The following is a 22,966-nucleotide window of genomic DNA, read 5'->3' as shown; positions in this document are numbered from 1 at the left end:
CGACGAAGCCCGGGGTGGGCAGGTCCCACCCCGGGCCTCGTCGCATGCGGTGGACGCGGGTCAGCGGGCGGGGAGGCTGCGCTCGGGTCGGGCGCCGCGCTCGTCGTCGTACACCTGCTCGACGACGTCCCCGGTGAGGTCCGGCGGCGACGAGGTCGCAACACGACGCACGGCGAGGAGACCGAGCGTGAGGGCGAGCAGGGTGCTCGAGCTCGACAGCGGGCTGAACGCGAGGTTCCACAGCGTGCGGACGGCCAGGTACGTCAGCAGGGCGCTCGCGGTGTGCGTCGCGATCGCGCCCGTGTACCCGCGGACCACCAGCCACGCCGCCCACAGCGCCAGCAGCACGCCCGCGAAGCCGAAGCGGACCCACAGGTCGGCCGCGGTGGAGTGGAGCTCGAAGCCGCTGCCGAACATGTACTTCTCGACGTAGCCGTTGTGCGGGTCGTAGTTGAGCTCGGCCATCCCGGTCTTCGCGACGAACACGTCGCGCGTGCCCGGCAGCGTCCCGGAGCCGAACCCTGAGGGATGGGCGACGACGAGCGCGCGGGTCGCCCCGCTCTCGGGCCTGGCGCCGGCGAGCAGCGAGCCCGACAGCGCGATCTGCGCCTCGGTGCGCTCCTGCGCGTCCTGGCCGAGGAGGCCGTCGAGGATCGCGACCTGGCCCAGCTGGTACAGGGCGGCCACGAGGCTCGTGATGATGAGCAGCGCGCGCACGCGCGAGCCCGCGCGCGTCGTCGCGCGGCGCGCGGTCTGCTGGATGGTCACGGCGGCGGCCAGCACGAGCATGGCGGACGTCGAGCGGCCGCCGTTCATCACCGAGACGCCCGCGAGCCCGAGCGCGGTGACGACCTGCAGCCACCCGCGGCCGGACGCCCACGCGAGGCCGAGCAGCAGCACGATGAGCGGCACGGAGAAGCCGAACCGCCAGGGGTTCTCCAGGAACCGCCCGCCGGTGCTGATGCCGAGCAGCATCCCCACGCCGAACCACGCGGCGACCACGGGGTCCCGCAGCACGGTGCGCGCCCACGCGACGACCGCCGCGCCGAGCACCGCGTCGAGGACCGTCGAGGTGTTGCCGACCAGCAGGTTCGTCGAGGTCGCGTGGTCGGCCTCGTGGAACCACGTGAGCCACACGCCGACGACCGCGGCGAGGCCGCCCAGGCCGACGAGCGTCCGGATCCCGACGAGGTCGCGCACGGGACGCCACCAGATCGGCAGCAGCGCGACCGCGACGATCGTCCCCAGGGTGACGGACTTGACCATGACCCGGCCGCTGCCGACGGCCAGCAGCGAGACGACGACGAGGACGTGGGGCGCGGAGACCCGCGCCGTCAGCCACGCGGGCGCCGAGGTCGCCGTCCGGGACACGTCCCTCCCCGATGTCGGTCGAGACCGGCACCCGTGCGGCCCGGTTCCGCCACATCGTCGCACCCGCACCCTCGTGACCCGGACGGGTGTGCCGTTTTTCGCCCGTCTGGCCCCTGTTTCGCCCGTTCTGCCCGCATAGACTCGCTCGCATGCGCAGCGCTGGACCGCCCTCGGGGCCCGCGAAGCCGGGTGTCGTCGAGGCGACGGCACCGGCTCCCGTGCAGGCCGCTGCGGAGGGTGAGGCGGTGCCCGACGCCCCGCGGCCCCGCCGTCCGCGCGTCGAGTGGGTCGACACCGGCCGCGGCATCGCGATCTCGCTCGTCGTGCTGTTCCACTCGTCGAACTGGCTGCTCGGCGCGGGCGCGCACGTCAGGCCCTGGGTCGAGGCGAACGTCGTCGTCTCGTCGCTGCGGATGCCGCTGTTCTTCACGCTCGCCGGGCTGTTCGCGGGCAAGTGGGTGCGCGGCGCGTGGACCGCGCTGTGGCACTCCAAGATCCGGCTGTACCTGTGGGTCTTCCTCGTGTGGGGTGCGGTCGGCTCGCTCGCGTACTACGTGGGCGTGCGCATGCGGGGGACCGGCTCGTTCCTGTCGAACGTGCTGCAGCCGTACGTGCTCTCGCCGTTCGTCCCGCGGCTCGAGCTGTGGTTCATCTGGGCGCTCGCGCTGTTCTTCGTCGTCGCCAAGCTGACGCGCCGGGTGCCCGTGGCCGTCCAGATCGGCGTCGCCGCCGTCGGCTCCGCGATCGCGCTGTCCGGGTGGGAGACAGCGAGCCCCGGGTGGAACGGCTCGGTCAAGTACTACGTGTTCTTCCTCGTCGGCCTCCACCTGCGCGACGTGGTGCTGCGGCGCGGCTCCGAGGCGCGCGTGCTGCCGATGGTCGGCGTCGTCGCGCTGTGGGCGGCGGTCGCGTTCGGGCTGTGGGCCGCGGACCTGCGTGAGGCACCCGGGCTGTACTTCGTGAACTGCGTCCTGGGGGTCGCCGCCGGGATCGCGGTCAGCCGGGCGCTGTCCCGGTCGCACGTGCTCCGGGACCTGGGCGCACGGACCCTGCCGGTCTACCTCGCGCACACGCCGCTCATCATCGTGACCGCCGCGCTGCTCAAGAGCTGGGGCGCGGTCGACTCGCCCGCCGTCGCGGTGCTCGGCCCCCCGCTGCTCGCCGCCGCCGCGATCGTCGCGACGCTCGCCCTCGAACGCGGCGCGAAGCGCGTCGGCGCCGGGTGGCTGTACGAGCCGCCCGCGTGGTTCGACGTCGCCGCACGGCGGCGGGCCGCACGCGCGTCGCGTGCCGCGACCCGGCCCGGGGGGTGAGCGCGCTGGCCGCGCGAGACGTCGCCCCGGCGCGCACCGCTCCCACGGTCGGTCGGCTCGAGTGGGTCGACGCGGTCCGCGGGTACTCCGTGGTCGCCGTCGTGCTCGCGCACGTCGTGCTCTGGCACCTGCTCGCCGTGGACGCACCCACCGCGGACGCCGGGGAGTCGGTGTGGGGCCGGGTGTACGGGGTGCTCGGCAGCGCGCGCATGCCGGTGCTCCTGGCCGTCTCCGGCCTCGTCGTCGCGCGTCGGGTGCGGCTCGGGTGGCGGCCGGGCGGCCTGACGCTGCGCGTCGCGCGCAACTACTACCTGTACGTCGTGTGGCTGCTGCTGTACGCCGTGTTCTACGCGGTGGTGCGGGACCCGAGCCTGCCGCACCGGGTCGACGGCGTCGGTGACCTGCTGCGCCAGCTCGTCGTTCCGGAGACGACGCTCTGGTACGTGTTCGCGCTCGCCGTGTACATCGCGGTGCTCGGGGCGTTGCACCGCGTGCCCCCGTGGGCCGTGCTGTCGGGGCTCGTCGCGCTGTGCCTGGCGACGCACGTCCTGACGTCGTCGGACCAGATGTGGGCCAAGGTGCCGGAGATGTTCCTGTTCTTCGCCGTCGGCGTGTACGGCGCCGGCCCGCTGCGCCGGCTGGGCGAGCGGGCGTCGTGGGGCGCGCTGCTCCTCGCGGCGGGCCTCGCTGTCGCCGCCACCGCGTCGGGGCGGCTCGCCGAGGGGGTGGAGCTCGCCGAGGCCGTGGTGTTCGTCGTGCGGTGCCTGGCGTTCCTGGTGCTCGCGGTGCTCGTCGTCGTCCTCGCGGTCCGGTGGGAGCCGCTGCGTCGGCTCGGCCTCCTCCTCGGGCGCCAGACGCTGCCGATCTACGTGCTGCACCCGCTGTGGCTCGCGCTGCTGCTCGCGTACGCGGGCGGGCTCGCGCGCGACGTCACGGCGACGACCGTCGGGTCGTTGCTCTACCCGCCGGCGGTCACCACGCTCGTCGTCGTGCTGAGCCTCGCGGTGCACGCGGGGGCGCGGCGCGCGCACGCGCTCGTCCCGGCGTTCGCGATGCCGCGCCGGTGGGAGGAGCGGCTGGCCGCGGTCGACGCGCGCGCACCCGGGCGCCCGGCGCCCGTGGACTCCGGTCGCGGCGCCTGACGCACCTCCGCGCCCCCGGGACGGTGTCGGTGGCGGCTCGTACACTGACGACGCCCCTGACCCCGCGTGGCAGCGGTGCGCGCCGACCGGTTCGCCCGGTCCCGCGCCCTCGTCGTCGCCGGAGCAGGGGTGCTCGTGCTGCCCGCGGCACTCCCGAGGAGCCCCGCGACCGCTGCCCGCCCGACGAACGTGAAGGACCCATGGACCTCACCGGACTGCTGCCCGCCCTCCTCGCCGACCCGGCCGCCGCCGCGGCGCTCGAGGCCGTGCCCGCGCGGGGCGAGGTCGACGTCGTCGGACCGGCGGGCATCCGGCCCCCGCTGCTCGCGGCGCTCGCCGGCGCGGGCGGGCACGAGGCCGGGCGTCCGCTCGTCGTGGCGACCGCGACGGGACGCGACGCCGACGAGCTCGCCGACGCGCTGCGCTGCTACCTGCCGGACGACGACGTCGCGGTGCTGCCCGCGTGGGAGACGCTGCCGCACGAGCGGCTGTCGCCGCGAGCCGACACCGTCGCGCGGCGCCTCGCGGTGTTCCGCCGGCTCGCGAACCCGACGCCCGAGCGAGGCCCCGCGGGGCCGATCCGCGTGCTCGTCGTGCCCGTGCGTGCGCTCCTGCAGCCCGTCGTCGACGGGCTCGGCGAGCTGCGGCCCGTCGAGGTCGCGGTCGGCGACACGGTCGACATGGACGACCTCACGCAGCGGCTCGCGGACGCCGCGTACAGCCGCGTGGACATGGTCGAGAAGCGCGGGGAGTTCGCCGTGCGCGGCGGGATCGTCGACGTGTTCCCGCCGACCGAGTCGCACCCGCTGCGCGTCGAGCTGTGGGGCGAGGAGGTCGAGGAGATCCGCTGGTTCTCCGTGGCGGACCAGCGCTCGCTCGAGGTCGCGGACCACGGCCTGTGGGCCCCGCCGTGCCGCGAGATCCTGCTGACCGACGCGGTGCGGGAGCGGGCGGCATCGCTCGTGCCGCAGCTGCCGGGTGCGATCGACATGCTCGACAAGCTCGCGGCGGGCATCGCGGTCGAGGGCATGGAGTCCCTCGCGCCCGTGCTGGTCGACCGCATGGTCCCGGTGCTGGACCTCGTGCCCGACGACGCGCTGCTGGTGCTCGCCGACCCCGAGCGCATCCGGCGGCGCGCGCACGACCTCGTCGCGACCACGCAGGAGTTCCTCGAGGCCGCGTGGACGTCGGCCGCGGCCGGTGCCGCGACGCCGCTCGACCTGTCCGCCGCGTCGTTCGCGACGTTCGCGGAGGTCCGCGCGCTCTCGCAGGTGCGCGGGCTGGGCTGGTGGACGCTGTCCGGCTTCACGCTCGACGCGGGGGCCGACGACGAGAGCGCCGCCGCACCCGTGCGCGACACCGACGGCGTGGAGACGCTCGTCGTCGCCGCCCGCGAGGTCGAGCGCTACCGCGGCGAGGTCGCGCGCGCCGTCGCCGACGTGCGCGAGCTGCAGCGCGCCGGCTGGCGGCTCGTGCTCGCGACCGAGGGGCACGGCCCCGCGCAGCGCATGGTCGAGCAGCTCAAGGCCGCCGACTGCCCCGCGCGGCTCGTCGCGACCATCGACTCCGAGCCGTCCGGCGGCGTCGTGCTCGTCACGCCCGCGCCCGTCGGACCCGGCTTCGTCGCCGAGGCCCAGCGCCTCGCGGTGTTCTCCGAGGCGGACCTCACCGGGCGCGCGGGCTCGTCCACGCGCGACATGCGCCGCATGCCGAGCCGGCGCCGCAACGTCGTCGACCCGCTCCAGCTGCGCGCGGGCGACTTCGTCGTGCACGAGCAGCACGGCGTCGGGCGGTTCGTCGAGCTCGTGCAGCGCACCATCGGCTCCGGCGCGGCCGCCGCGACGCGCGAGTACCTCGTCATCGAGTACGCGTCGTCCAAGCGCGGCCAGCCCGGCGACCGCCTGTACGTCCCCACCGACCAGCTCGACCAGGTCACCAAGTACGTGGGCGGCGAGGCGCCCAGCCTCAACCGCATGGGCGGCGCGGACTGGGCCAAGACGAAGGGGCGGGCGCGTAAGGCGGTCAAGGAGATCGCGTCCGAGCTGATCCGCCTGTACTCGGCGCGCATGGCCACCCCGGGCCACCCGTTCGGCCCGGACACGCCCTGGCAGCGCGAGCTCGAGGATGCGTTCGCGTACGTCGAGACGCCCGACCAGCTCGCGACGATCGACGAGGTCAAGGCCGACATGGAGAAGCCGATCCCCATGGACCGGCTCGTGTGCGGCGACGTGGGCTACGGCAAGACCGAGATCGCGGTGCGCGCCGCGTTCAAGGCCGTGCAGGACGGCAAGCAGGTCGCGGTCCTCGTCCCGACGACGCTGCTGGTCCAGCAGCACTTCGACACGTTCGCCGAGCGCTACTCGCCGTACCCCGTGACGGTCAAGGCGCTCTCGCGGTTCCAGACCGCCAAGGAGAGCAAGGAGATCCTCGAGGGTCTCGCCGACGGGTCCGTCGACGTCGTGATCGGCACGCACCGGCTCATCACGGGCGGCGTGCGGTTCAAGGACCTCGGGCTCGTGGTGATCGACGAGGAGCAGCGGTTCGGCGTCGAGCACAAGGAGACGCTCAAGGCGCTGCGCACCAACGTCGACGTGCTCGCGATGTCCGCCACCCCCATCCCGCGCACGCTCGAGATGGCCGTCACCGGGATCCGCGAGATGTCCACGCTCGCGACCCCGCCCGAGGAGCGCCACCCCGTCCTGACGTTCGTCGGGCCGTACGAGGAGAAGCAGATCTCCGCCGCGATCCGCCGCGAGCTGCTGCGCGAGGGTCAGGTGTTCTACGTCCACAACCGGGTCGAGTCGATCGAACGCGTCGCGTCGCGCCTCAACGAGCTGGTGCCCGAGGCCCGCATCGCCGTCGCGCACGGGAAGATGGGCGAGCACCAGCTCGAGCGGGTCATCGTCGACTTCTGGGAGAAGCGGTTCGACGTGCTGGTCTGCACGACGATCGTCGAGACCGGCCTGGACATCTCCAACGCCAACACCCTCATCCTCGAGAGTGCCGACCGTCTCGGCCTGTCGCAGCTGCACCAGTTGCGCGGGCGCGTCGGCCGCGGCCGTGAGCGGGCCTACACGTACTTCCTCTACCCGCCCGAGAAGCCGCTCACCGAGACCGCCCACGACCGCCTGCAGACCATCGCCGCGAACACCGACCTGGGCGCCGGCATGGCCGTCGCCATGAAGGACCTCGAGATCCGCGGCGCGGGCAACCTGCTCGGCGGCGAGCAGTCCGGGCACATCGAGGGCGTGGGCTTCGACCTGTACATCCGCATGGTCGGCGAGGCCGTCGCAGCGTTCCGCGACGACGTTCCCGAGGAGCTGCCCGACGTCACCATCGAGCTGCCCGTCGACGCGCACATCCCGCACGACTACATCGCGCACGAGCGGCTGCGCCTCGAGGCGTACCGCAAGATCGCCGTCGCCACCGACGACACCGCGCTGCGCGAGGTGCACGCCGAGCTCGTCGACCGCTACGGCCCCGTGCCCGAGGCCGTCGACAACCTGTTCGAGGTCGCGCAGTTCCGCCAGCACGCCCGACGAGCCGGCCTGTCGGACATCACCGCGCAGGGCAAGTTCGTGCGCTTCGCACCCGTCGAGCTGCCCGAGTCCGCGCAGCTGCGCCTCAAGCGGCTCTACCCGGGCACCGTCCTCAAGCCCGCGCTGCGCACCGTGCTCGTGCCGTTCCCGACGACCGCGCGCATCGGCGGCAAGCCGCTGCACGGCCGCGAGGTGCTCACGTGGTGCCGCCAGCTGATCGACGCGGTCGTCCTCAACGACGTCTCCGCCGCAGCCCAGGTCGGCACCACCCGCTGACCGGCGCGCAGGCGGGGCAGCCCGTGGCCGCCTCGCCTCGGCCGCTTCAGCTCATCGCTGCTCGCGGCCGCTCGCGGCGCGCGGTCAGGCCTCGACGACGTCCGCGTCCGCGGCGTTCTTCTTGATCGACTCGACCGTCGACTTCGCCGACGCCTTCTCGGTGTACTGCTGGCTGTGCGCCAGCACGTTGCCGTTCTGGGCGACGATCCGGAAGAACCACTTGCCGTTGTCGCTCTTGACGATCTCGAACCTCATGGGACTGCTCCATCCAAGCGCCGTTGCCTGACGCGACTACCCAACACCTTTGGGCGGCCCGTCAGGCAGACGGCGCTCGGGCATTCACCCGTGTGGGCGTGGTCATCGGTCGCTTGTGCGCGCGCGGGGGTGACGCCTGTCGCCTTGTTGTCCACAGGCAGCGACGCACCCGTTGTCCCGTTTGTCGGTCTCCCACTAGTTTTCGTCTCGGCCGCGTGGGATCGTTCCCACCGGCGAGCGCCGCACGGCTGCGGCGCTCCCACGTATGACCGAAGTAGGGGGAACACATGGGTACACCTATGTCCAAGCGTCGCCGGGTGATGGCGGTGATCGCCGTCGTCGTCGGCATCGCGGTCTGCGGCCCGGCGGCCGGCGCGGCGGCGGTCGCCTACGCGACGAAGTCGTCCCCGCAGGTCGCCCGCGGCTACGGCAGCACGGGCAAGACCTTCGGCAGTTGGACCGCGTCGAAGGGATCTCGCACGGCCATCTCCAAGATCGTGGACGCGCGGTACAAGCTCAGCAACGCCGACGACCACAAGGTCTACGTCCACCTCAAGAGCATCGCGGCCATCGGGAACCTCGGTCCTTACGAGAAGGCCTCGAAGTCGGCTAGCGGGACGAGGGAGAGCGGTGAGTGGCTCGCCATCGCGTCCGAGCCGGTGCACACCTACTCCGTGACGATGAAGCCGGTCACGGTGCGTGTGGACGCGTTCATCAAGACCTGCCTCGACATCCCCTCACGGCCGGACGTCTGCTCGGCGGGCAAGTCCTTCTACTCGTACCTGAACTACTAGTCACCAGGCGCGGCGGCCTGTGACGGGCCGCCGCGCCGGCGGGGGGGATCGATGATGGTGCTGCTCGAGGACATGGTCGCCCGTCGCGGCAGGTTCGAGCTCGGACCGGTGAGCACTCGCTTCGACGTGGGTGTGACGGCGCTGCTGGGCGCGAACGGTGCGGGGAAGTCGACGCTCATGGGCGCGGTGGTGGGCGTGCTCGCACCGACTCGCGGACGGGTGGAGATCGAACGCTCCGGTGGTCGGCCGATGCCGCCCGGCTACCTGCCTCAGGATTTCGATGCGCCGCGCCGGGTGCGTGTCACGGACTACCTACGGTTCGTGGCGTGGTGCCGGAGCAGCAGGCGGACTCCGATCACGGACCACGAGATCAGCGAGGCGCTCCGGGCGGTCGGTCTCGAAGACCGTGCCGGTTGGCGGTTCGGAGCGCTCTCGGGTGGCATGCGTCGTCGAGTGGGGGTCGCACAGGCGCTGATCGGCTCGGCAGGCGTGGTGGTGCTGGACGAACCCACGGTGGGACTCGACCCGGTGCAGCGCACCGAGCTGCGAGAGCTGATCGCGACGCTCGGACGAGAACACGCGGTCCTGGTGTCGACCCATCTCGCCGAGGACGTCGCAGCGGTAGCGGAGCGGGTCCTGATACTTGCCGACGGCTCCGACGCGTTCCAAGGGAGCGTAGACGAGCTCGCCGAGCGCGGAGGCGGGACGGCTGTGTCCTCCGAATCCGTGGAACGAGGCTTCCTGTCAGTCGTCCGAGACAGGGTGTCGGCGTGAGCGTCTTCGCGGGCCAGGCGACGACTCCTGGCTCGGTTCGGCAGATTGCGGGCTCGCGGGCGAGCCCGCACCCGGCCCCGGCCGCGCGGACCGCCGACGCGGTGTGGTTCGTCGCCCGCCACGGTGTCCTGCCCTGGGTCATGCTGATCGTCACCGTGGTGTGCGCAGCAGTGCTGGGAATGCGCGGTGCTCCGTGGCGTGGGGACCTGTTGTGGATCGTCGACTGGCTTCCCATCGGTCACCTCGCCATCGCGCCGGTGGTGGCCGGTGGCGCAGCGATCGACATTGCCCGTCTGAGCGTGGGCACGCGGCACCTCGAGGACATCCGCTGGTGGCGGTCTCCGGGATCAGTGATCACGCTCGCGTACGCGACCGGAGTCGGTGGGACGTACGTGACGGCGATGCTCGTCGCAGCAGTGATCGACCTGCCGCCGAGGCTCGACCCACGGGCACTGCTGGGGGTAGGGGTTCAGCTACTCATGCTGGCGTTGTTCGCGGCGCTGGGCACGCTCGTCGGCCGGGTGCTCGGACCCGTTCTCGGTGGGGTCCTCGCCGCGATCCTCGCGCTGACCGCCATCTACCTGTTGTCGGCGCGGACCGAGCACATCGCTCTCCTGTACGCGGGCGCCTCGGTCGTGTCACGCGTCGGACGCAGCTATGACGTCGCGTACCTCGGCAGCCAGGCCGGGCTCCTGTCGGGACTGGTGGTGGCACTGGTGCTGATGCGCCCCGGGGTCGTTCGTGGACGCTGGCGTCGAGCGGGGGAGCGCTCGGTCGCTGCGATCGCGGTCGGGGCGGTCGTGGTCGCGGCGTTCGTCGGACCCAGCAGCAGGCTGACCCATACGGACACGCCACCGGACCTCTGCTCCGACGTCGTGGGCGTCAAGGTGTGTCTCTACGCCGAGCACGCGCGCCTGCAGGGCGAGGTCGCCGCGCAGCTGTCTCGGATCTTCGACGGCGCGCGCGCCGCCGGGTACGACGACCTCGTGCCCCGGGAGGTGCGAGAGGTCCCGAGCAGCGGCGTCACGTCGTGGAAGGGACCTCAGATCCTGCTCGACGGGCCGCTGGGTGGCGGGGCTGTGGACGTCGAGACGCTCGTCCAGGACGTCGTCATCCCTTATCACTGCATGGACGGGAGCGGTGAGACGTCGGACTACGAGCGGTTCGCCGCCGACGCGCTGGCGCTCCAGAGCACGTGGCTCGCGCTCATCGAGTCGGAGCAGCCCTCGGTGTCCGGACCCGCTGGCCCGCAGCTGACGCCGCAGGACGCAGCTCGAGTCATGGCGGACCTCCGCGCGTGCGGGGAGTCCTCCCGATGAGCGCCGCGACACTCGCCGAACGGCCTCAGGAGGTTCCGACCGACGACGAGCGTGCCAGGCGTCGACCGCCGGGACGACTCGTGGTCCCGGTCTGGTTCGTGATGCGTAATGGGGTGCTCCCGTGGGCGATGCTCATCGTCGCTGGGGTGAACGCGAGCGTGCTTGCGATGCGGGGCGCCCCATGGCGTGCGGATCTGCTGTGGATCATCGACTGGATCCCGATCGGCCACGTCGCGGTGGCACCGGTCGTCGCCGGTGCTGCTGCGATCGACTTGGCCCGGTTGTCGGTCGGCACGCGTCATCTCGAGGACCACAGGTGGTGGCGCTCACCGGCTGCGGCCGTGACATGGGCATACGCGGTCGGCGTCGGCGGGACGAACGTGGCGGCGATCGTCGTCGCGGCGCTTGTCGAGGTGCCCCCGTCCGTGGACCCGCGGGCGCTCCTCGGGGTGGGCGTCCACCTGCTGATGCTGACGTTGTTCGCTGCCCTGGGCGCGTTGGTGGGGAGGGCGCTGGGACCGATCCTGGGTGGCGTCCTCGCGGCGGTCATCGCGCTGGTCGGCGTGTCCATGTTCTCCGCGCGGACCGAGCACATCTCGTTGCTGTACGCCGGCGCCTCGCTCAACCCGCGTGTGGGGCGTTCGTACAGTGTCGTCTACCTCGGCAGTCAGGTCGTCATGCTCTCCCTGCTGATCCTGGCGTGCCTGATGATGCGTCGGGGTGTGGCCAGGAGCGGGTGGCGGAGGGTCGGTGAGGGCGCGGTCGCCGTCGTGGCCGTCGGTCTCGTCGTCGTCGCGGGCTCGGTCGGACCGAGCAGCCGCCTGGTCTACACGGGGAAGCCCCCGTCGCTGTGCGAGGACGTCTCGGGCGTCCCGGTCTGCATGTACCCCGAGCATGCGCGCGTACAGGCTGAGGTCAACACGCAGCTCGCCCGGATGTTTGAGGCTGCGCGGCAGGCGGGGTACCACTCGCTCGTGCCACGCGAGGTGCGTGAGGTGACCGGTGGTGAGATCGAGTGGCACGGGGCGTCGCTGCTCCTCGACGAACCGCTCATCGGTGAGCCCGTTACACCGCGCAGTCTTGTCCTGGATCTCGTCGACCCGTGGTACTGCGATGAACGAGGCGGCGAAGTGCCGACCTCGGACGCCTTCTCGGCCGAGTCGTACAACGTGGAGAGCACGTGGCTCGAGCTCGTCGACCCCGCGCTCGTGGCCGAGCAGGCGCCGTACAGGAGCCTGGATTCCGACGAGGTGGATCGACTGATGAGGGAGTTCCGGACGTGCACGTATCCGTTCAGATGACGGCTGCGAGCAGCGCTGTCCGCCCGCTGCGGTTGGTGCGGGCGGTGCTCGCGTCGACCGGGTGGTACTCGACCGTGCCGGTGCTGGCGCTCGCGGTGGTGCTGACTGTGGCGTTCCCGGATGGGCGGATCTCGCACTTCGGTCCGCTCGAGCTCAACCCGCAGCTGCGGGTGCTCGTCGCCGTGCCGCTGCTCATGGCTGTGGCTGTGGGGATCTGCCAGGGCGTCGCGCCCACGCCGGTCGTGTTCCGCAACGGGCGGGTCCTCGCGGTCCGGGCGGCGTGCTACGCGCTGACGCTAGTCGTGAGCTGGGGGATCGTGCTGCTCGGGTCGCGGCTCGGCACGGGACTGCCGTTGGCGGCGTGCCTGCGCAACCTGCTGCTGCTGAGCGGGATCTGCGCGGCGGTCGGTGCGCTCGCGGGCCCGGTGTACGTGTTCGTCCCCGCGGTCGTGGCGCTCGCGGCGGCGATGGTCACGCCCGGTGAGAGCTCGGAGTGGGCGCCGTGGTCGATGTCGTTCCGCGAGACCGCGTCGACCGAGCAGCTCGTCGTCGCGGCGGTCGTCGCGGTGGTCGGCTTGGCGCTCGCCGTCGGGGACCCGCGCAGCCCCGGCTACCTCCGGCGCGCTCGTCGCTGAGGGCAGACGAGCATCAGGGGGCGGCGGTCGTCTGGCGGGGACCGAGGACCGTGAGGAGGGCGAGCTTGTCGGCGTCGGGGGTGCCGGGACTCGCGGTGAAGACGAGCAGGCGCTGACCGGTGTCGGTGTCGAGGAGGGTCTGGCAGTCGAGGGTCAGCACGCCGAGGTCGGGGTGCTGCATGCGCTTGGTGCGGCTGCGCTTGTCGGCGACCTCGTGGCGGGCCCACATCGTCGCGAACTCCTCGCTGCGGCGGAGCAGCGCGTCGACCAGGCGCGCGGCCCGGGACCCTGCGCCGCCGCGTGCGTAGGCGGCGCGGAGCTCGGCGACGAACGTCGAGGCGCGCTCGTCGTGGTCCTCGGCCGGGTAGACGTCGCGTGACGCGGGGTCGGTGAACCAGCGGAACGGGGTGGAGCGCTCGAGCCCGGTGTAGTGGGTCTGGTCGCCGAGCAGCGCCATCGCGGCGGGTGTCTGCACCAGGGTCTCGCCGGTCTCGGTGACCACCATCGCGGGGGTGTCCTGCAGCCGGTCGAGGATGCGCTGCACGGCCGGGGCGACGTGGTCGGCGCGGCTCGCGCGGTCCGGTGCGTGGTGGCCCGCGAGGCGGAAGAGATGGTCGCGCTCCGCGAGCGTGAGGTGCAGACCTCGGGCGATCGCGGCGAGCATCGGCTCGGATGGCTGCGGTCCACGGCCCTGCTCGAGCCGTCCGTAGTAGTCGGCGGACATGCCGCACAGCGCGGCGACCTCCTCGCGGCGCAGCCCGGCGGTGCGGCGCCGCGGTCCGCGGGGCAGGCCCACGTCCTCGGGCTGCAGCGCGGCGCGTCGTGCGCGCAGGAAGTCGGCGAGCTGGGGTCGATCCATGCGTGCATCGTCGCGCGGACCACGAGCGGCAGCCAGGGATCGCCGGTCCCTGGATGACCTCGGCCTGGATGCGCCGCGTGCCGCGCCGCACGGTGGGGAGGCACCCGGATCCGGGGCGCCACCACCAGGGAAGGAACCCACATGACTCGCACCGCACTCGTCACGGGTGGTTCACGCGGGCTCGGCCGCGCGACCGCGCTCGCGCTCGCGGCCGACGGCACGGACGTCGTCGTGACGTACGTGCACGGCGTCGCCGCGGCCGACGAGGTCGTCGCGAAGATCCACGCGGCCGGTGGCCGGGCCGCCGCGCTCGCGCTCGACACGTCCGCGCCGGAGACGTTCGCCGCGTTCGTCGACGCGCTGCGCGGCGTGCTCGCCGGGTGGGGCGCGCCGGGGCTGCACGTGCTCGTCAACAACGCCGGCGTCGCCGCGCACACCCCGCTCGGCGGGACCACGGCCGCGGCGGTCGACGAGCTCTACGCGATCCACGTGCGCGGGCCTGTGCTGCTCACGCAGGAGGTCGCGCCGCTGCTCGCCGACGGTGGGCACGTGCTCAACGTGTCGACCGGGCTGACGCGCTTCGTCGGCGCACCCGGCTACAGCGTGTACGCGGCGATGAAGGGCGCGGTCGAGGTGTGGACCCGGTACCTCGCCAAGGAGCTCGGTCCGCGGCGCATCGCGGTCAACGCGATCGCCCCGGGCGCGACGGCCACGGACTTCGGCGGTGGCGTCATCCGCGACGACGAGCGGTACCGCGCGATGATCGCGGGCGGGAGCGCGATGGGCCGGGTCGGGGAGCCCGACGACATCGGTCGCGCTGCCGCGGCGATCGTCTCGTCGTCGCTGTCCTGGGTCACGGGCCAGCGCATCGAGGCCTCGGGCGGCCAGCTCCTCTGACCGACGCCCGGCCACGACGACCCCGCGGTTGCTCCGGCCAAGAGGAGCCGAAGCCGGAGCAACCGCGGGCTCGTCGTCGGGCAGACCGACGACCCCGCGGTTGCTCCGGGAATGGGGGCTGGAAGCCGGAGCAACCGCGGGGTCGCGGTGTGGGGACGGGACGGGGCCGGGCTGTTCAGCGGGGCGTGACCAGGTGCTGGGTGTAGGCGGGGACCGTCAGGAACGTCGGGAAGTCCTCGGCCAGCGCGACCTGTTCGAACAGCGCGGCCGCGTCGTCGAACCGGTCGTCCGACGAGCGAGGCAGCTGCGCCAGGACCGACGCGAGCACCGAGCGGACGTGGTCCGCGGTGATGCGCGTGCCGGACCCGGTGCGGACCTCCTGGTGGACCCACTGCCACACCTGGGACCGGGAGATCTCGGCGGTCGCGGCGTCCTCCATGAGGTCGTCGATCGCCGCGGCCCCGACGCCGCGCAGCCACGACTCGAGGTAGCGCACGGCCACGGACACGTTGCCGCGCAGGCCCTCGTCGGTCACCGCGCCGGGCGACGCGCCACCCGCGGACGGGATGTCGAGCAGCTGCGCCTCGGTGACGTGCACGTCCTCGCGCAGACGGTGCCGCTGGTCGGTGCGCTCGCCGAGAGCCTCGTCGAACACCTCGCGAGCGACGGGCACCAGGTCGGGGTGCGCGACCCACGTGCCGTCGAACCCCTGGCCGGCCTCGCGCTGCTTGTCGGCGCGGACCTGCTCGAGGGCGCGCGCGGTGACCTCGGGCGAGCGCCGGTTGGGGATGAACGCGCTCATCCCGCCGATCGCCTGCGCCCCGCGCCGGTGGCACGTGGCCACGAGCAGCTCGGTGTACGCGTGCATGAACGGCACGGTCATGGTGACGCGTGACCGGTCGGGCAGGACGAACCGCGGGCCGCGGTTCCGGAAGCTCTTGATGACGCTGAAGATGTAGTCCCAGCGCCCGGCGTTGAGGCCCGCGCAGTGGTCGCGCAGCTCGTAGAGGATCTCCTCCATCTCGAACGCGGCGGTGATGGTCTCGATGAGCACGGTCGCGCGGATGGTGCCGTGGCGCAGGCCCAGGTACGTCTCGGTGAACCGGAACACCTCGTCCCACAGCCGCGCCTCGAGGTGACCTTCGAGCTTCGGCAGGTACAGGTACGGGCCGCGGCCGGAGTCGATCAGCGCCTGCGCGTTGTGGAACAGGTAGAGGCCTGCGTCGACGAGCGAGGCGGACGACGACGAGCGCATGCCGGCCCGGTCGACGTAGGCGACGTGCTTCTCGGTGAGGTGCCACCCGCGGGGGCGGAACACGATCGTCGGGGTCTGCTCGCCGACGCGGTACTCCTTGCCCTCGGGCGAGGTGAAGTCGACCTGCCCACGGATCGCGTCGAACAGGTTGAGCTGTCCGCCGACGACGTTGGACCACGTGGGGCTCATGGCGTCCTCGTGGTCCGCGAGCCAGACCTTCGCGCCGGAGTTGAGGGCGTTGACGGTCATCTTGCGGTCGGTGGGACCGGTGATCTCGACGCGCCGGTCCTCGAGGCCCGGGCCCGGGCCGGCGACGCGCCACGTCGGGTCGGCGCGGATGCCGGCGGTCAGCGGCAGGAAGCCGGGGTCGGCGCCGTTGGACCAGCGGTCGCGGCGGTGCTGGCGCGCGAGCAGCAGGTCGTGGCGGCGGCCGGCGAACCGGGCGTGCAGGTCGGTGAGGAAGTCGAGCGCCTCGGGCGTGAGGATCTCGTCGGTGCCGGTGGTGCGAGGTCCGGTGACCTCGAGATGCGGGCGGGACAGGGGGTCGGTCAGCAGCGTGCGGCTGGCCAGGGGGGTGATCACGGTCATGGCGGTCTCCGAGGGTGAGGCAGGTGGGACGACGGGGTGCGCGCGGGGCCCGGGGTGGCGCGGCGGTGCGCCGGTGGCCGGGTGGGGCCGGTCCGGGCCCCGCGCGGGTCGTCGGCGGGGTCAGTGCGTGAACTGGGCCGCCTCGGTGGACCCGGCCAGCGCGAGGGTGGCGCTGTCGGGGGTGATCGCGGTCGCGACGCGGTCGAAGTAGCCGGTACCGACCTCGCGCTGGTGGCGCGTGGCGGTGTAACCGTCGACCTCGGACGCGAGCTCGGCCTCCTGCAGCTCGACGTAGGCGCTCATGCCGCGCTGCGCGTAGCCGCGGGCGAGCGTGAACATCGAGTGGTTGAGGGCGTGGAAGCCGGCGAGGGTGATGAACTGGAACGCGTACCCGTGGCCGGCGAGCTCGCGCTGGAACCGCGCGATGTCGCCGTCGGACAGGTGCTGACGCCAGTTGAACGACGGCGAGCAGTTGTACGCGAGCAGCTTGCCGGGGTAGGCGTCGTGGATCCGCTCGGCGAACTCGATCGCGAGCGCGATGTCGGGTGTCGACGTCTCGACCCACAGCAGGTCGGCGTACGGCGCGTACGCCTTCTGGCGCGCGACGACCGCGTCGAGGCCCGGGCGGACCCGGTGGTAGCCCTCGGCGGTGCGCTCCCCGGTGAGGAACTCGTGGTCGCGCTCGTCGGCGTCGCTGGTGAGCAGGTCCGCGCCGAGCGCGTCGGTGCGGGCGACGAGGACGGACGGGACCCCGGCGACGTCCGCGGCGAGCCGCGCGGCGCTGAGCGTGCGCACGTGCTGGTTCGTCGGGACGAGGACCTTGCCGCCCAGGTGGCCGCACTTCTTCTCGGCGGCGAGCTGGTCCTCCCAGTGCACGCCCGCGGCGCCGGCGGCGATCATCGCGTGCATGAGCTCGTACGCGTTGAGCGGTCCGCCGAACCCGGCCTCGGCGTCCGCGACGATCGGGGCGAGCCACTCGCGGGTGCGGCGCCCGTTCTCCTGGACGTCGATCTGGTCGGCGCGCAGGAGTGCGTTGTTGATGCGCCGGACCACCGCGGGCACGGAGTTGGCGGGGTAGAGGGACTGGTCGGGGTAGGTCTGCCCGGACAGGTTCGCGTCGGCGGCGACCTGCCAGCCGGACAGGTAGATGGCCTCGAGCCCCGCCTTGACCTGCTGGACGGCCTGGTTGCCGGTGAGCGCGCCGAGGGCGGGGACGTGGGTGCGTGTGTGCAGCAGCTCCCACAGGCGCTCGGCGCCGCGGCGGGCGAGCGTGTGCTCCTCACGGACGGACCCGCGCAGCGCGACGACGTCGGCCGCCGTGTGGGTGCGGCGGATGCCGGCCCACCGCGGGTCGAGCTGCCAGGCGGCCTCGAGCTGCTCGGCGGTGGTCGTCTGGTCACCGGGGCGGTGGCCCGCCGTGCCCGTGGGGGCGACGGTCGGGTCCGTCTGCGTGGTCATGGCTCCTCCGGGGGTCCGTCAGTTCTTCCGGCCGGGCTGGCCGTGGACACCACGTTGGGGCATGGGCAAGGGTTCTTCACCGGCTGATCGACGAGAAGATCAGCGAAACTTCTGCGTGACAGAATCCGCGCCGGGTGTGACGCTGGTCACGTGACGACGACAGCACCGCACCGCCCGAGCGCACCCACGCGCACCTCCCCGCGCACCTCCCCGCGTGCCGACGAGCGCGCCGACGAGCGCACCGACGTGTCCGCCGGCTCGGGCGGCATCGACACGCTCGTCCTCGGACGCCGCATCCGGCACCTGCGCACGCAGCGCGGCATGACCCTCGAGGACCTCGGCACCGCGATCGGGCGCGCGCCCTCGCAGGTGTCCATGCTCGAGAACGGGCACCGCGAGCCGCGCCTGAGCCTGCTCGGCCAGATCGCCGAGGCGCTCGGCGTCCCGCTCGCCGAGCTCCTGCGTACCGAGGCGCCGAGCCGCCGTGCCGCGCTCGAGGTCGAGCTCGAGCGCGCGCAGCGCGGGCCGCTGTTCGCGCAGCTCGGCCTGCCCACGGTCAAGGTCGCGAAGTCGCTGCCGACCGACGCGCTCGAGGCCCTCGTCGCGATGCAGCACGAGGTGGAGCGGCTGCTCACCGAGCACGCGGCGACGCCGGAGGAGGCGCGCCGGGCGAACGCCGAGCTGCGCGCGCAGATGCGCGAGCGCGACAACTACTTCCCCGAGCTCGAGGAGCACGCGCGCACGCTGCTGACCGCGATCGGGCACGACGGCGGCCCGCTGTCGCAGCGCGCGACGTCCGACATCGCGGCGCACCTGGGCTTCACGCTGCACCACGTGCCGGACCTGCCCCGCTCGGTGCGCTCGGTGACCGACCACGCGCACGGCCGGATCTACCTGCCGCAGATCGGCGGCGGCTTCTCGGACTCGCGCTCGCCGGTGCTCCAGGCGCTCGGCAGCCACGTGCTGGGCCACACCGAGCCGCGCGACTACCGCGACTTCCTGCGCCAACGCGTCGAGGCGAACTACCTGGCCGCGGCCCTCATGCTCCCGGAGGACGGTGCGGTGCGGTTCCTCGCGGCGGCGAAGGACGAGCGCCGCCTGTCGGTCGAGGACCTGCGCGACGCGTTCGCGGTGCCCTACGAGACCGCCGCGCACCGCTTCACGAACCTCGCGACGCGGCACCTGGGCCTGCCCGTGCACTTCATGAAGGTCCACGAGGGCGGCACGCTGCACAAGGCGTACGAGAACGACGGCGTCGCGTTCCCGTCGGACCCGCTCGGCGCGATCGAGGGCCAGCCGGTGTGCCGGCAGTGGACCGCGCGGACCGTGTTCACGTGCGAGGACCGGTTCTCGCCGTACTACCAGTACACGGACACCTCGTCGGGCACCTACTGGTGCACGTCGCGCGTGCAGCCGTCGTCGCAGGGGGCGTTCTCGGTCTCGGTGGGGGTGCCGTTCGCGCACGTGCGGTGGTTCCGCGGCCGCGAGACGACCCTGCGCTCGTCGTCGACGTGCCCCGACCCGTCGTGCTGCCGCACACCCCCCGAGCCGCTCGCGCAGCGGTGGGAGGGCGCGGCGTGGCCGTCGGCGCGACCGCACGCGTCGCTGCTCGCTGCGCTGCCCGTGGGCGTGTTCCCGGGCGTCGACACGACCGAGGTCTACGAGTTCCTCGAGCGCCACGCGCCCGCCTGACGCGCGTGGTCCAGCCGGGGTCAGGGCTGGGACAGGCGGTGGCGGAGGGCTGCCAGCTGGGTGCGCAGCGGGGCCGGGAGGCGGTCGCCGAACTGCGCGAAGAAGACCTCGGTCAGCTCCGCCTCGGCGAGCCACGCCTGCGGGTCGACCGCGAACAGCTCGGCCACCTGCTCGTCCGTCAGGCCCAGGCCGTCGAGGTCGAGCGCACCCGGTGCGGGCCGCAGCCCGACCGGACCGGCCACGGCGCCCTCGTCGGACCCGGCCCGTGCGGCCTCGACCTGGCCGACGATCCACGCGAGCACCCGGGAGTTCTCGCCGAACCCGGGCCACAGCCACGAGCCGTCCGCGGCCTTGCGGAACCAGTTGACGCCGAACACCAGCGGGCGCCCCTGCTCGGACAGCCCCGCGCCGACGGACAGCCAGTGCCCCCAGTGGTCGGCCATGTCGTAGCCGCAGAACGGGAGCATCGCGAACGGGTCGCGGCGCAGCGTGCCCACGGTGCCCTCGGCGGCGGCGGTCTGCTCCGACGCGACGGTCGCGCCCAGGAACACCCCGTGCTGCCAGTCGAACGCCCGGGTCACGAGCGGCACGTTCGTCGCGCGGCGACCGCCGAACACGATCGCGTCGACCGGCACGCCTTCGGGGTCCTGCCACGTGTCGGCGATGCTCGGGCACTGCGCGGCGGCCACGGTGAACCGCGAGTTCGGGTGCGCCGCGGGGCGGCCCGAGTCCGGGGTCCACGACCGGCCGGTCCAGTCGGTGAGGTGCGCGGGCGGCTCGGGGGTCAGGCCCTCCCACCAGACGTCGCCGTCGTCGGTCAGGGCGACGTTGGTGAAGATGACGTCCCGCTCGAGCATCCGCACCGCGGTGGGGTTGGTCTCGACGCCCGTGCCGGGCGCGACGCCGAAGAAGCCGGCCTCGGGGTTGATGGCGTACAGCCGGCCGTCGTCGCCCGGGCGCAGCCACGCGATGTCGTCGCCGAGCGTCTCGACCCGCCACCCGGGCAGGGTGGGCTGGAGCATCGCGAAGTTCGTCTTGCCGCACGCCGAGGGGAACGCGGCGGCCACGTGGTACCGCTTGCCCTCGGGGGAGGTGACGCGCACGAGCAGCATGTGCTCGGCGAGCCAGCCCTCGTCGCGCCCGATCACGGACGCGATGCGCAGCGCGAAGCACTTCTTGCCGAGCAGCGCGTTGCCGCCGTACCCGGACCCGAACGACCAGATCTCGCGCGACTCGGGGAAGTGCGCGACGTACTTGCGCGGGTTGCACGGCCACGGGACGTCCGCGACGCGCGTGCCGTCCGACGAGACGAGCGGGGCACCGACGCTGTGCACGGCCGGGACCCAGGCGGCGCCCGCACGAATGCGGTCGACGACGTCGCCGGTCACCCGCGTCATGACGCCCATGCTGACGACGACGTACGGCGAGTCGGTGAGCTGCACGCCGAACCGGGCGAGCGGGCTGTCGACCGGACCCATCGAGAACGGGACGACGTAGAGCGTGCGGCCGCGCATGGCGCCGGCGAACACGCCCGCGAGCTCGGCGCGCATGAGCGCGGGTTCGCGCCAGTTGTTGGTGGGGCCCGCGTCGGCGGCGTCCTCGCTGCAGATGAACGTGCGGGACTCGACGCGCGCGACGTCGTCGGGGTCGGACCGCGCCAGGTAGGAGCCGGGGCGGCGCTCGGGGTCGAGGGCGGTCAGCGTGCCGGAGTCGACCATCTGCGCGAGCAGCCCTTCGCGCTCGGCGGCGGAGCCGTCGCACCACACGACCGCGTCGGGCTCCGTGAGCCGGGCGACGGCGTCCACCCAGGCGAGCAGCGAGAGCGGGCGGTGGGCGTCGACGGTCGGCAGCCGGGGGATGCGGACGGACGTGACGGTCATGGACGGCTCCTGTGCGAGTCCGGGCGGGGTGGTCCTGCCTCTCGATCGTCTGTCAACCTGGACGGGCGCTGCCAACTCGAACCGCCGTCAAGTTTCGGCGTTCTTGACGTATCGTGAGGTCCGTGCCTTCCGACGACGTGCTCACGACCGGCCGCCGCATCCGGCACCTGCGCACCGCGCGGGGCCTGACCCTCGACGCGCTCGGCGCGCGGGTGGGTGTCACCGCGAGCATGCTCTCGCTCGTCGAGAACGGGCGCCGCGAGCCTCGCCTGTCGCTGCTGCGCGACCTCGCCGCGACGCTCGGCGTCACCGTCAACGACCTCGTCGACCCCGAGCCGCCCACGCGCCGGGCCGCCCTGGAGATCGAGCTCGACAGGGCGCAGCGCACGCCCTCGTTCCAGCGCCTCGGGCTGCCGCAGGTCCGCCCGGGCCGCACGCTGCCCACCCCGGTGCTCGAGCAGCTCGTCGGCCTGCATGCCGAGCTCGCGCGGCGCGACCGTGAGGCCGTCGCCACGCCCGAGGAGGCCCGCCGCGCCAACACCGCGCTGCGCCTCGCGCGCCAGGAGCGCGACAACCACTTCCCCGAGCTCGAGGTCGTCGCCGAGCGCATGGTCCGCGACGCGGGCTACACCTCGGGGCCGCTCACGCACCGCACCGTGTGGCGCATGGCCGAGCGGCTCGGCTTCGAGATCCGCCACGTCGACGACCTGCCGCGCTCCACCCGCACCGTGACCGACCTGGCGAACGGGCGCATCTACCTGCCACCCGCCTCGACCCCCGGCGGGCACGGCCTGCGCTCCCTCGCGCTGCAGGCCATGGCCCACCGCGTGCTCGACCACGACCGGCCCGCCACGTACGAGGAGTTCCTCCGCCAGCGCATGGAGATCACGTACTTCGCGTCGTCGTGCCTCATGCCGCAGTCCGCGTCGGTCGAGTTCCTCGCGGCGCGCAAGCGTTCGCGCGAGCTCGCGATCGAGGACTTCCGGGACGCGTTCGGGGTGACGCACGAGGCCGCCGCGCAGCGCTTCACGTCGCTCGCCACCCACCACCTCGACATCCGCGTGCACTTCCTGCGCATCAACGAGGACGGCTCGATCTACCGCGCCTACGCGAACGACGGTCTGCCGCTGCCCGCGGACGTCACCGGCGCGATCGAGGGGCAGGTCGTGTGCCGCCGCTGGGGCGTGCGCGAGGCGCTGTCCCGCCGCGACCACGCGACCGAGTCGTACCAGTACACGGACACGCCCGCCGGCACGTTCTGGTGCTCCACGCAGCCCGGCGTCGCGCCCACCGGACGGTTCGCGCTCGCGGTGGGCGTGCCGTTCTCGGCCGCGCGGTGGTTCCGCGGGCGGGACACGCAGGTACGCCGCACGAGCACGTGCCCCGACGCCGCGTGCTGCCGCCGGCCCGACGAGGCGTCGGCCGCACGGTGGGAGCAGGCGTCCTGGCCGAGCGCGCGCATCCACCAGCACGTCTTCGCACCGCTGCCCGCCGGTCTGTTCCCCGGCGTGGACGCCGCGGAGATGTACGCGTTCCTCGACCGGCACGCGCCGTCGTCGGGCGGTGCCTGAACGCTGCGCCGGTGGGCCTACTATGGCGCCCGTCGACGAGGTCGTCG

General features: G+C 73.2%; 17 protein-coding genes. 11 read left to right on the top strand and 6 right to left on the bottom strand.

All coding sequences use genetic code 11. From position 1 onward, the window contains the following. Nucleotides 1–60: 60 nt before the first annotated feature. Nucleotides 61–1,371 (bottom strand): hypothetical protein, encoded by a 1,311-nt coding sequence (locus ACT17Q_RS13080; RefSeq protein WP_094181982.1) that lies wholly within the window; start codon nucleotides 1,369–1,371, stop codon nucleotides 61–63. Nucleotides 1,372–1,520: 149 nt separating this feature from the next. Between ACT17Q_RS13080 and ACT17Q_RS13075 the strand changes: the two genes are divergently transcribed. The 3 genes from ACT17Q_RS13075 (at nucleotide 1,521) to mfd (ending at nucleotide 7,641) form a co-directional block, all read left to right on the top strand. After that, nucleotides 1,521–2,684, top strand: a complete 1,164-nt coding sequence (locus ACT17Q_RS13075) for an acyltransferase family protein (RefSeq protein ID WP_094181983.1) — start codon at nucleotides 1,521–1,523, stop codon at nucleotides 2,682–2,684. Next, nucleotides 2,681–3,826, top strand: coding sequence for an acyltransferase family protein (locus tag ACT17Q_RS13070; protein ID WP_444662909.1), 1,146 nt, complete (start codon nucleotides 2,681–2,683; stop codon nucleotides 3,824–3,826). Before ACT17Q_RS13075 ends, ACT17Q_RS13070 begins: the two co-directional genes overlap by 4 nt. A 200-nt stretch (nucleotides 3,827–4,026) precedes the next feature. Next, nucleotides 4,027–7,641 carry a transcription-repair coupling factor gene (gene mfd / locus ACT17Q_RS13065; protein WP_444662907.1) on the top strand — a complete coding sequence of 1,205 codons (3,615 nt, stop codon included), beginning with the start codon at nucleotides 4,027–4,029 and terminating at the stop codon, nucleotides 7,639–7,641. 84 nt (nucleotides 7,642–7,725) lie between these two features. Here the strand turns inward: mfd and ACT17Q_RS13060 are convergent, their stop codons facing one another. Beyond that, nucleotides 7,726–7,896, bottom strand: coding sequence for a YegP family protein (locus ACT17Q_RS13060; protein WP_444662905.1), 171 nt, complete (start codon nucleotides 7,894–7,896; stop codon nucleotides 7,726–7,728). A 299-nt stretch (nucleotides 7,897–8,195) separates the two neighbouring features. Here ACT17Q_RS13060 and ACT17Q_RS13055 point away from each other — a divergent pair, with 299 nt between their 5' ends. The 5 genes from ACT17Q_RS13055 to ACT17Q_RS13035 are packed head-to-tail and all read left to right on the top strand — an operon-like array spanning nucleotide 8,196 to nucleotide 12,719. Then, nucleotides 8,196–8,690: a hypothetical protein gene (locus ACT17Q_RS13055; RefSeq protein ID WP_444662903.1), complete on the top strand. Its 495-nt coding sequence runs from the start codon at nucleotides 8,196–8,198 to the stop codon at nucleotides 8,688–8,690. A 54-nt stretch (nucleotides 8,691–8,744) separates the two neighbouring features. Beyond that, nucleotides 8,745–9,464, top strand: coding sequence for an ATP-binding cassette domain-containing protein (locus ACT17Q_RS13050; protein WP_444662901.1), 720 nt, complete (start codon nucleotides 8,745–8,747; stop codon nucleotides 9,462–9,464). After that, nucleotides 9,461–10,783, top strand: coding sequence for a hypothetical protein (locus tag ACT17Q_RS13045; RefSeq protein ID WP_444662899.1), 1,323 nt, complete (start codon nucleotides 9,461–9,463; stop codon nucleotides 10,781–10,783). The genes ACT17Q_RS13050 and ACT17Q_RS13045 overlap by 4 nt, the downstream gene beginning before the upstream one ends. After that, a complete protein-coding gene (locus ACT17Q_RS13040; protein WP_444662897.1) occupies nucleotides 10,780–12,084 on the top strand; it encodes a hypothetical protein in 1,305 nt (434 codons plus the stop codon). Before ACT17Q_RS13045 ends, ACT17Q_RS13040 begins: the two co-directional genes overlap by 4 nt. Continuing rightward, entirely contained in the window at nucleotides 12,063–12,719 is a 657-nt protein-coding gene (locus tag ACT17Q_RS13035; RefSeq protein WP_444662895.1) for a hypothetical protein, read from the top strand. The genes ACT17Q_RS13040 and ACT17Q_RS13035 overlap by 22 nt, the downstream gene beginning before the upstream one ends. Nucleotides 12,720–12,732: 13 nt before the next feature. Here the strand turns inward: ACT17Q_RS13035 and ACT17Q_RS13030 are convergent, their stop codons facing one another. Then, the gene (locus ACT17Q_RS13030; RefSeq protein ID WP_444662893.1) at nucleotides 12,733–13,578 is read right to left on the bottom strand and encodes a helix-turn-helix transcriptional regulator; all 846 of its coding nucleotides are present in this window, start codon (nucleotides 13,576–13,578) and stop codon (nucleotides 12,733–12,735) included. Between the two features lie 141 nt (nucleotides 13,579–13,719). Here ACT17Q_RS13030 and ACT17Q_RS13025 point away from each other — a divergent pair, with 141 nt between their 5' ends. Next, on the top strand, nucleotides 13,720–14,475 hold the full coding sequence (locus ACT17Q_RS13025) for an SDR family NAD(P)-dependent oxidoreductase (protein ID WP_444662891.1): 756 nt from the start codon (nucleotides 13,720–13,722) through the stop codon (nucleotides 14,473–14,475). A gap of 175 nt (nucleotides 14,476–14,650) precedes the next feature. Here the strand turns inward: ACT17Q_RS13025 and aceB are convergent, their stop codons facing one another. Together aceB and aceA are read right to left on the bottom strand one after the other, a co-directional pair. Next, nucleotides 14,651–16,318: a malate synthase A gene (aceB, locus tag ACT17Q_RS13020; protein ID WP_444662889.1), complete on the bottom strand. Its 1,668-nt coding sequence runs from the start codon at nucleotides 16,316–16,318 to the stop codon at nucleotides 14,651–14,653. A 120-nt stretch (nucleotides 16,319–16,438) separates the two neighbouring features. Further along, complete coding sequence (gene aceA, locus ACT17Q_RS13015) at nucleotides 16,439–17,776, bottom strand: isocitrate lyase (RefSeq protein WP_094181998.1); 1,338 nt, start codon at nucleotides 17,774–17,776, stop codon at nucleotides 16,439–16,441. Nucleotides 17,777–17,926: 150 nt separating this feature from the next. On the opposite strand from aceA, the gene ACT17Q_RS13010 reads away from it, so the two are divergent. Continuing rightward, nucleotides 17,927–19,468: a helix-turn-helix domain-containing protein gene (locus ACT17Q_RS13010; protein WP_444662887.1), complete on the top strand. Its 1,542-nt coding sequence runs from the start codon at nucleotides 17,927–17,929 to the stop codon at nucleotides 19,466–19,468. Between the two features lie 20 nt (nucleotides 19,469–19,488). On the opposite strand, the gene ACT17Q_RS13005 is transcribed toward ACT17Q_RS13010, so the two are convergent. Next, nucleotides 19,489–21,348 (bottom strand): phosphoenolpyruvate carboxykinase (GTP), encoded by a 1,860-nt coding sequence (locus ACT17Q_RS13005; protein ID WP_444662885.1) that lies wholly within the window; start codon nucleotides 21,346–21,348, stop codon nucleotides 19,489–19,491. Nucleotides 21,349–21,461: 113 nt separating this feature from the next. Between ACT17Q_RS13005 and ACT17Q_RS13000 the strand changes: the two genes are divergently transcribed. Next, nucleotides 21,462–22,919, top strand: a complete 1,458-nt coding sequence (locus tag ACT17Q_RS13000; protein WP_198303499.1) for a helix-turn-helix domain-containing protein — start codon at nucleotides 21,462–21,464, stop codon at nucleotides 22,917–22,919. The last annotated feature ends 47 nt before the right edge of the window (nucleotides 22,920–22,966 follow it).

The organism is Cellulomonas sp. CW35, from assembly GCF_052378485.1.
Taxonomy (GTDB): Bacteria; Actinomycetota; Actinomycetes; order Actinomycetales; family Cellulomonadaceae; genus Cellulomonas; species Cellulomonas uda.
Note: the sequence above shows the minus strand (reverse complement) of the source record. Positions and strands in the feature narration are given on the sequence as shown.

Excerpts from the sequence above, each read along its gene's own strand:
- ACT17Q_RS13040 (WP_444662897.1), top strand. The coding sequence starts at position 10,780 with ATGAGCGCCGCGACACTCGCCGAACGGCCTCAGGAGGTTCCGACCGAC.
- ACT17Q_RS13005 (WP_444662885.1), bottom strand. The coding sequence starts at position 21,348 with ATGACCGTCACGTCCGTCCGCATCCCCCGGCTGCCGACCGTCGACGCC.
- aceB (WP_444662889.1), bottom strand. The coding sequence starts at position 16,318 with ATGACCGTGATCACCCCCCTGGCCAGCCGCACGCTGCTGACCGACCCC.
- aceA (WP_094181998.1), bottom strand. The coding sequence starts at position 17,776 with ATGACCACGCAGACGGACCCGACCGTCGCCCCCACGGGCACGGCGGGC.
- ACT17Q_RS13030 (WP_444662893.1), bottom strand. The coding sequence starts at position 13,578 with ATGGATCGACCCCAGCTCGCCGACTTCCTGCGCGCACGACGCGCCGCG.
- ACT17Q_RS13060 (WP_444662905.1), bottom strand. The coding sequence starts at position 7,896 with ATGAGGTTCGAGATCGTCAAGAGCGACAACGGCAAGTGGTTCTTCCGG.
- ACT17Q_RS13025 (WP_444662891.1), top strand. The coding sequence starts at position 13,720 with ATGACTCGCACCGCACTCGTCACGGGTGGTTCACGCGGGCTCGGCCGC.
- ACT17Q_RS13075 (WP_094181983.1), top strand. The coding sequence starts at position 1,521 with ATGCGCAGCGCTGGACCGCCCTCGGGGCCCGCGAAGCCGGGTGTCGTC.
- ACT17Q_RS13050 (WP_444662901.1), top strand. The coding sequence starts at position 8,745 with ATGGTGCTGCTCGAGGACATGGTCGCCCGTCGCGGCAGGTTCGAGCTC.
- mfd (WP_444662907.1), top strand. The coding sequence starts at position 4,027 with ATGGACCTCACCGGACTGCTGCCCGCCCTCCTCGCCGACCCGGCCGCC.
- ACT17Q_RS13055 (WP_444662903.1), top strand. The coding sequence starts at position 8,196 with ATGTCCAAGCGTCGCCGGGTGATGGCGGTGATCGCCGTCGTCGTCGGC.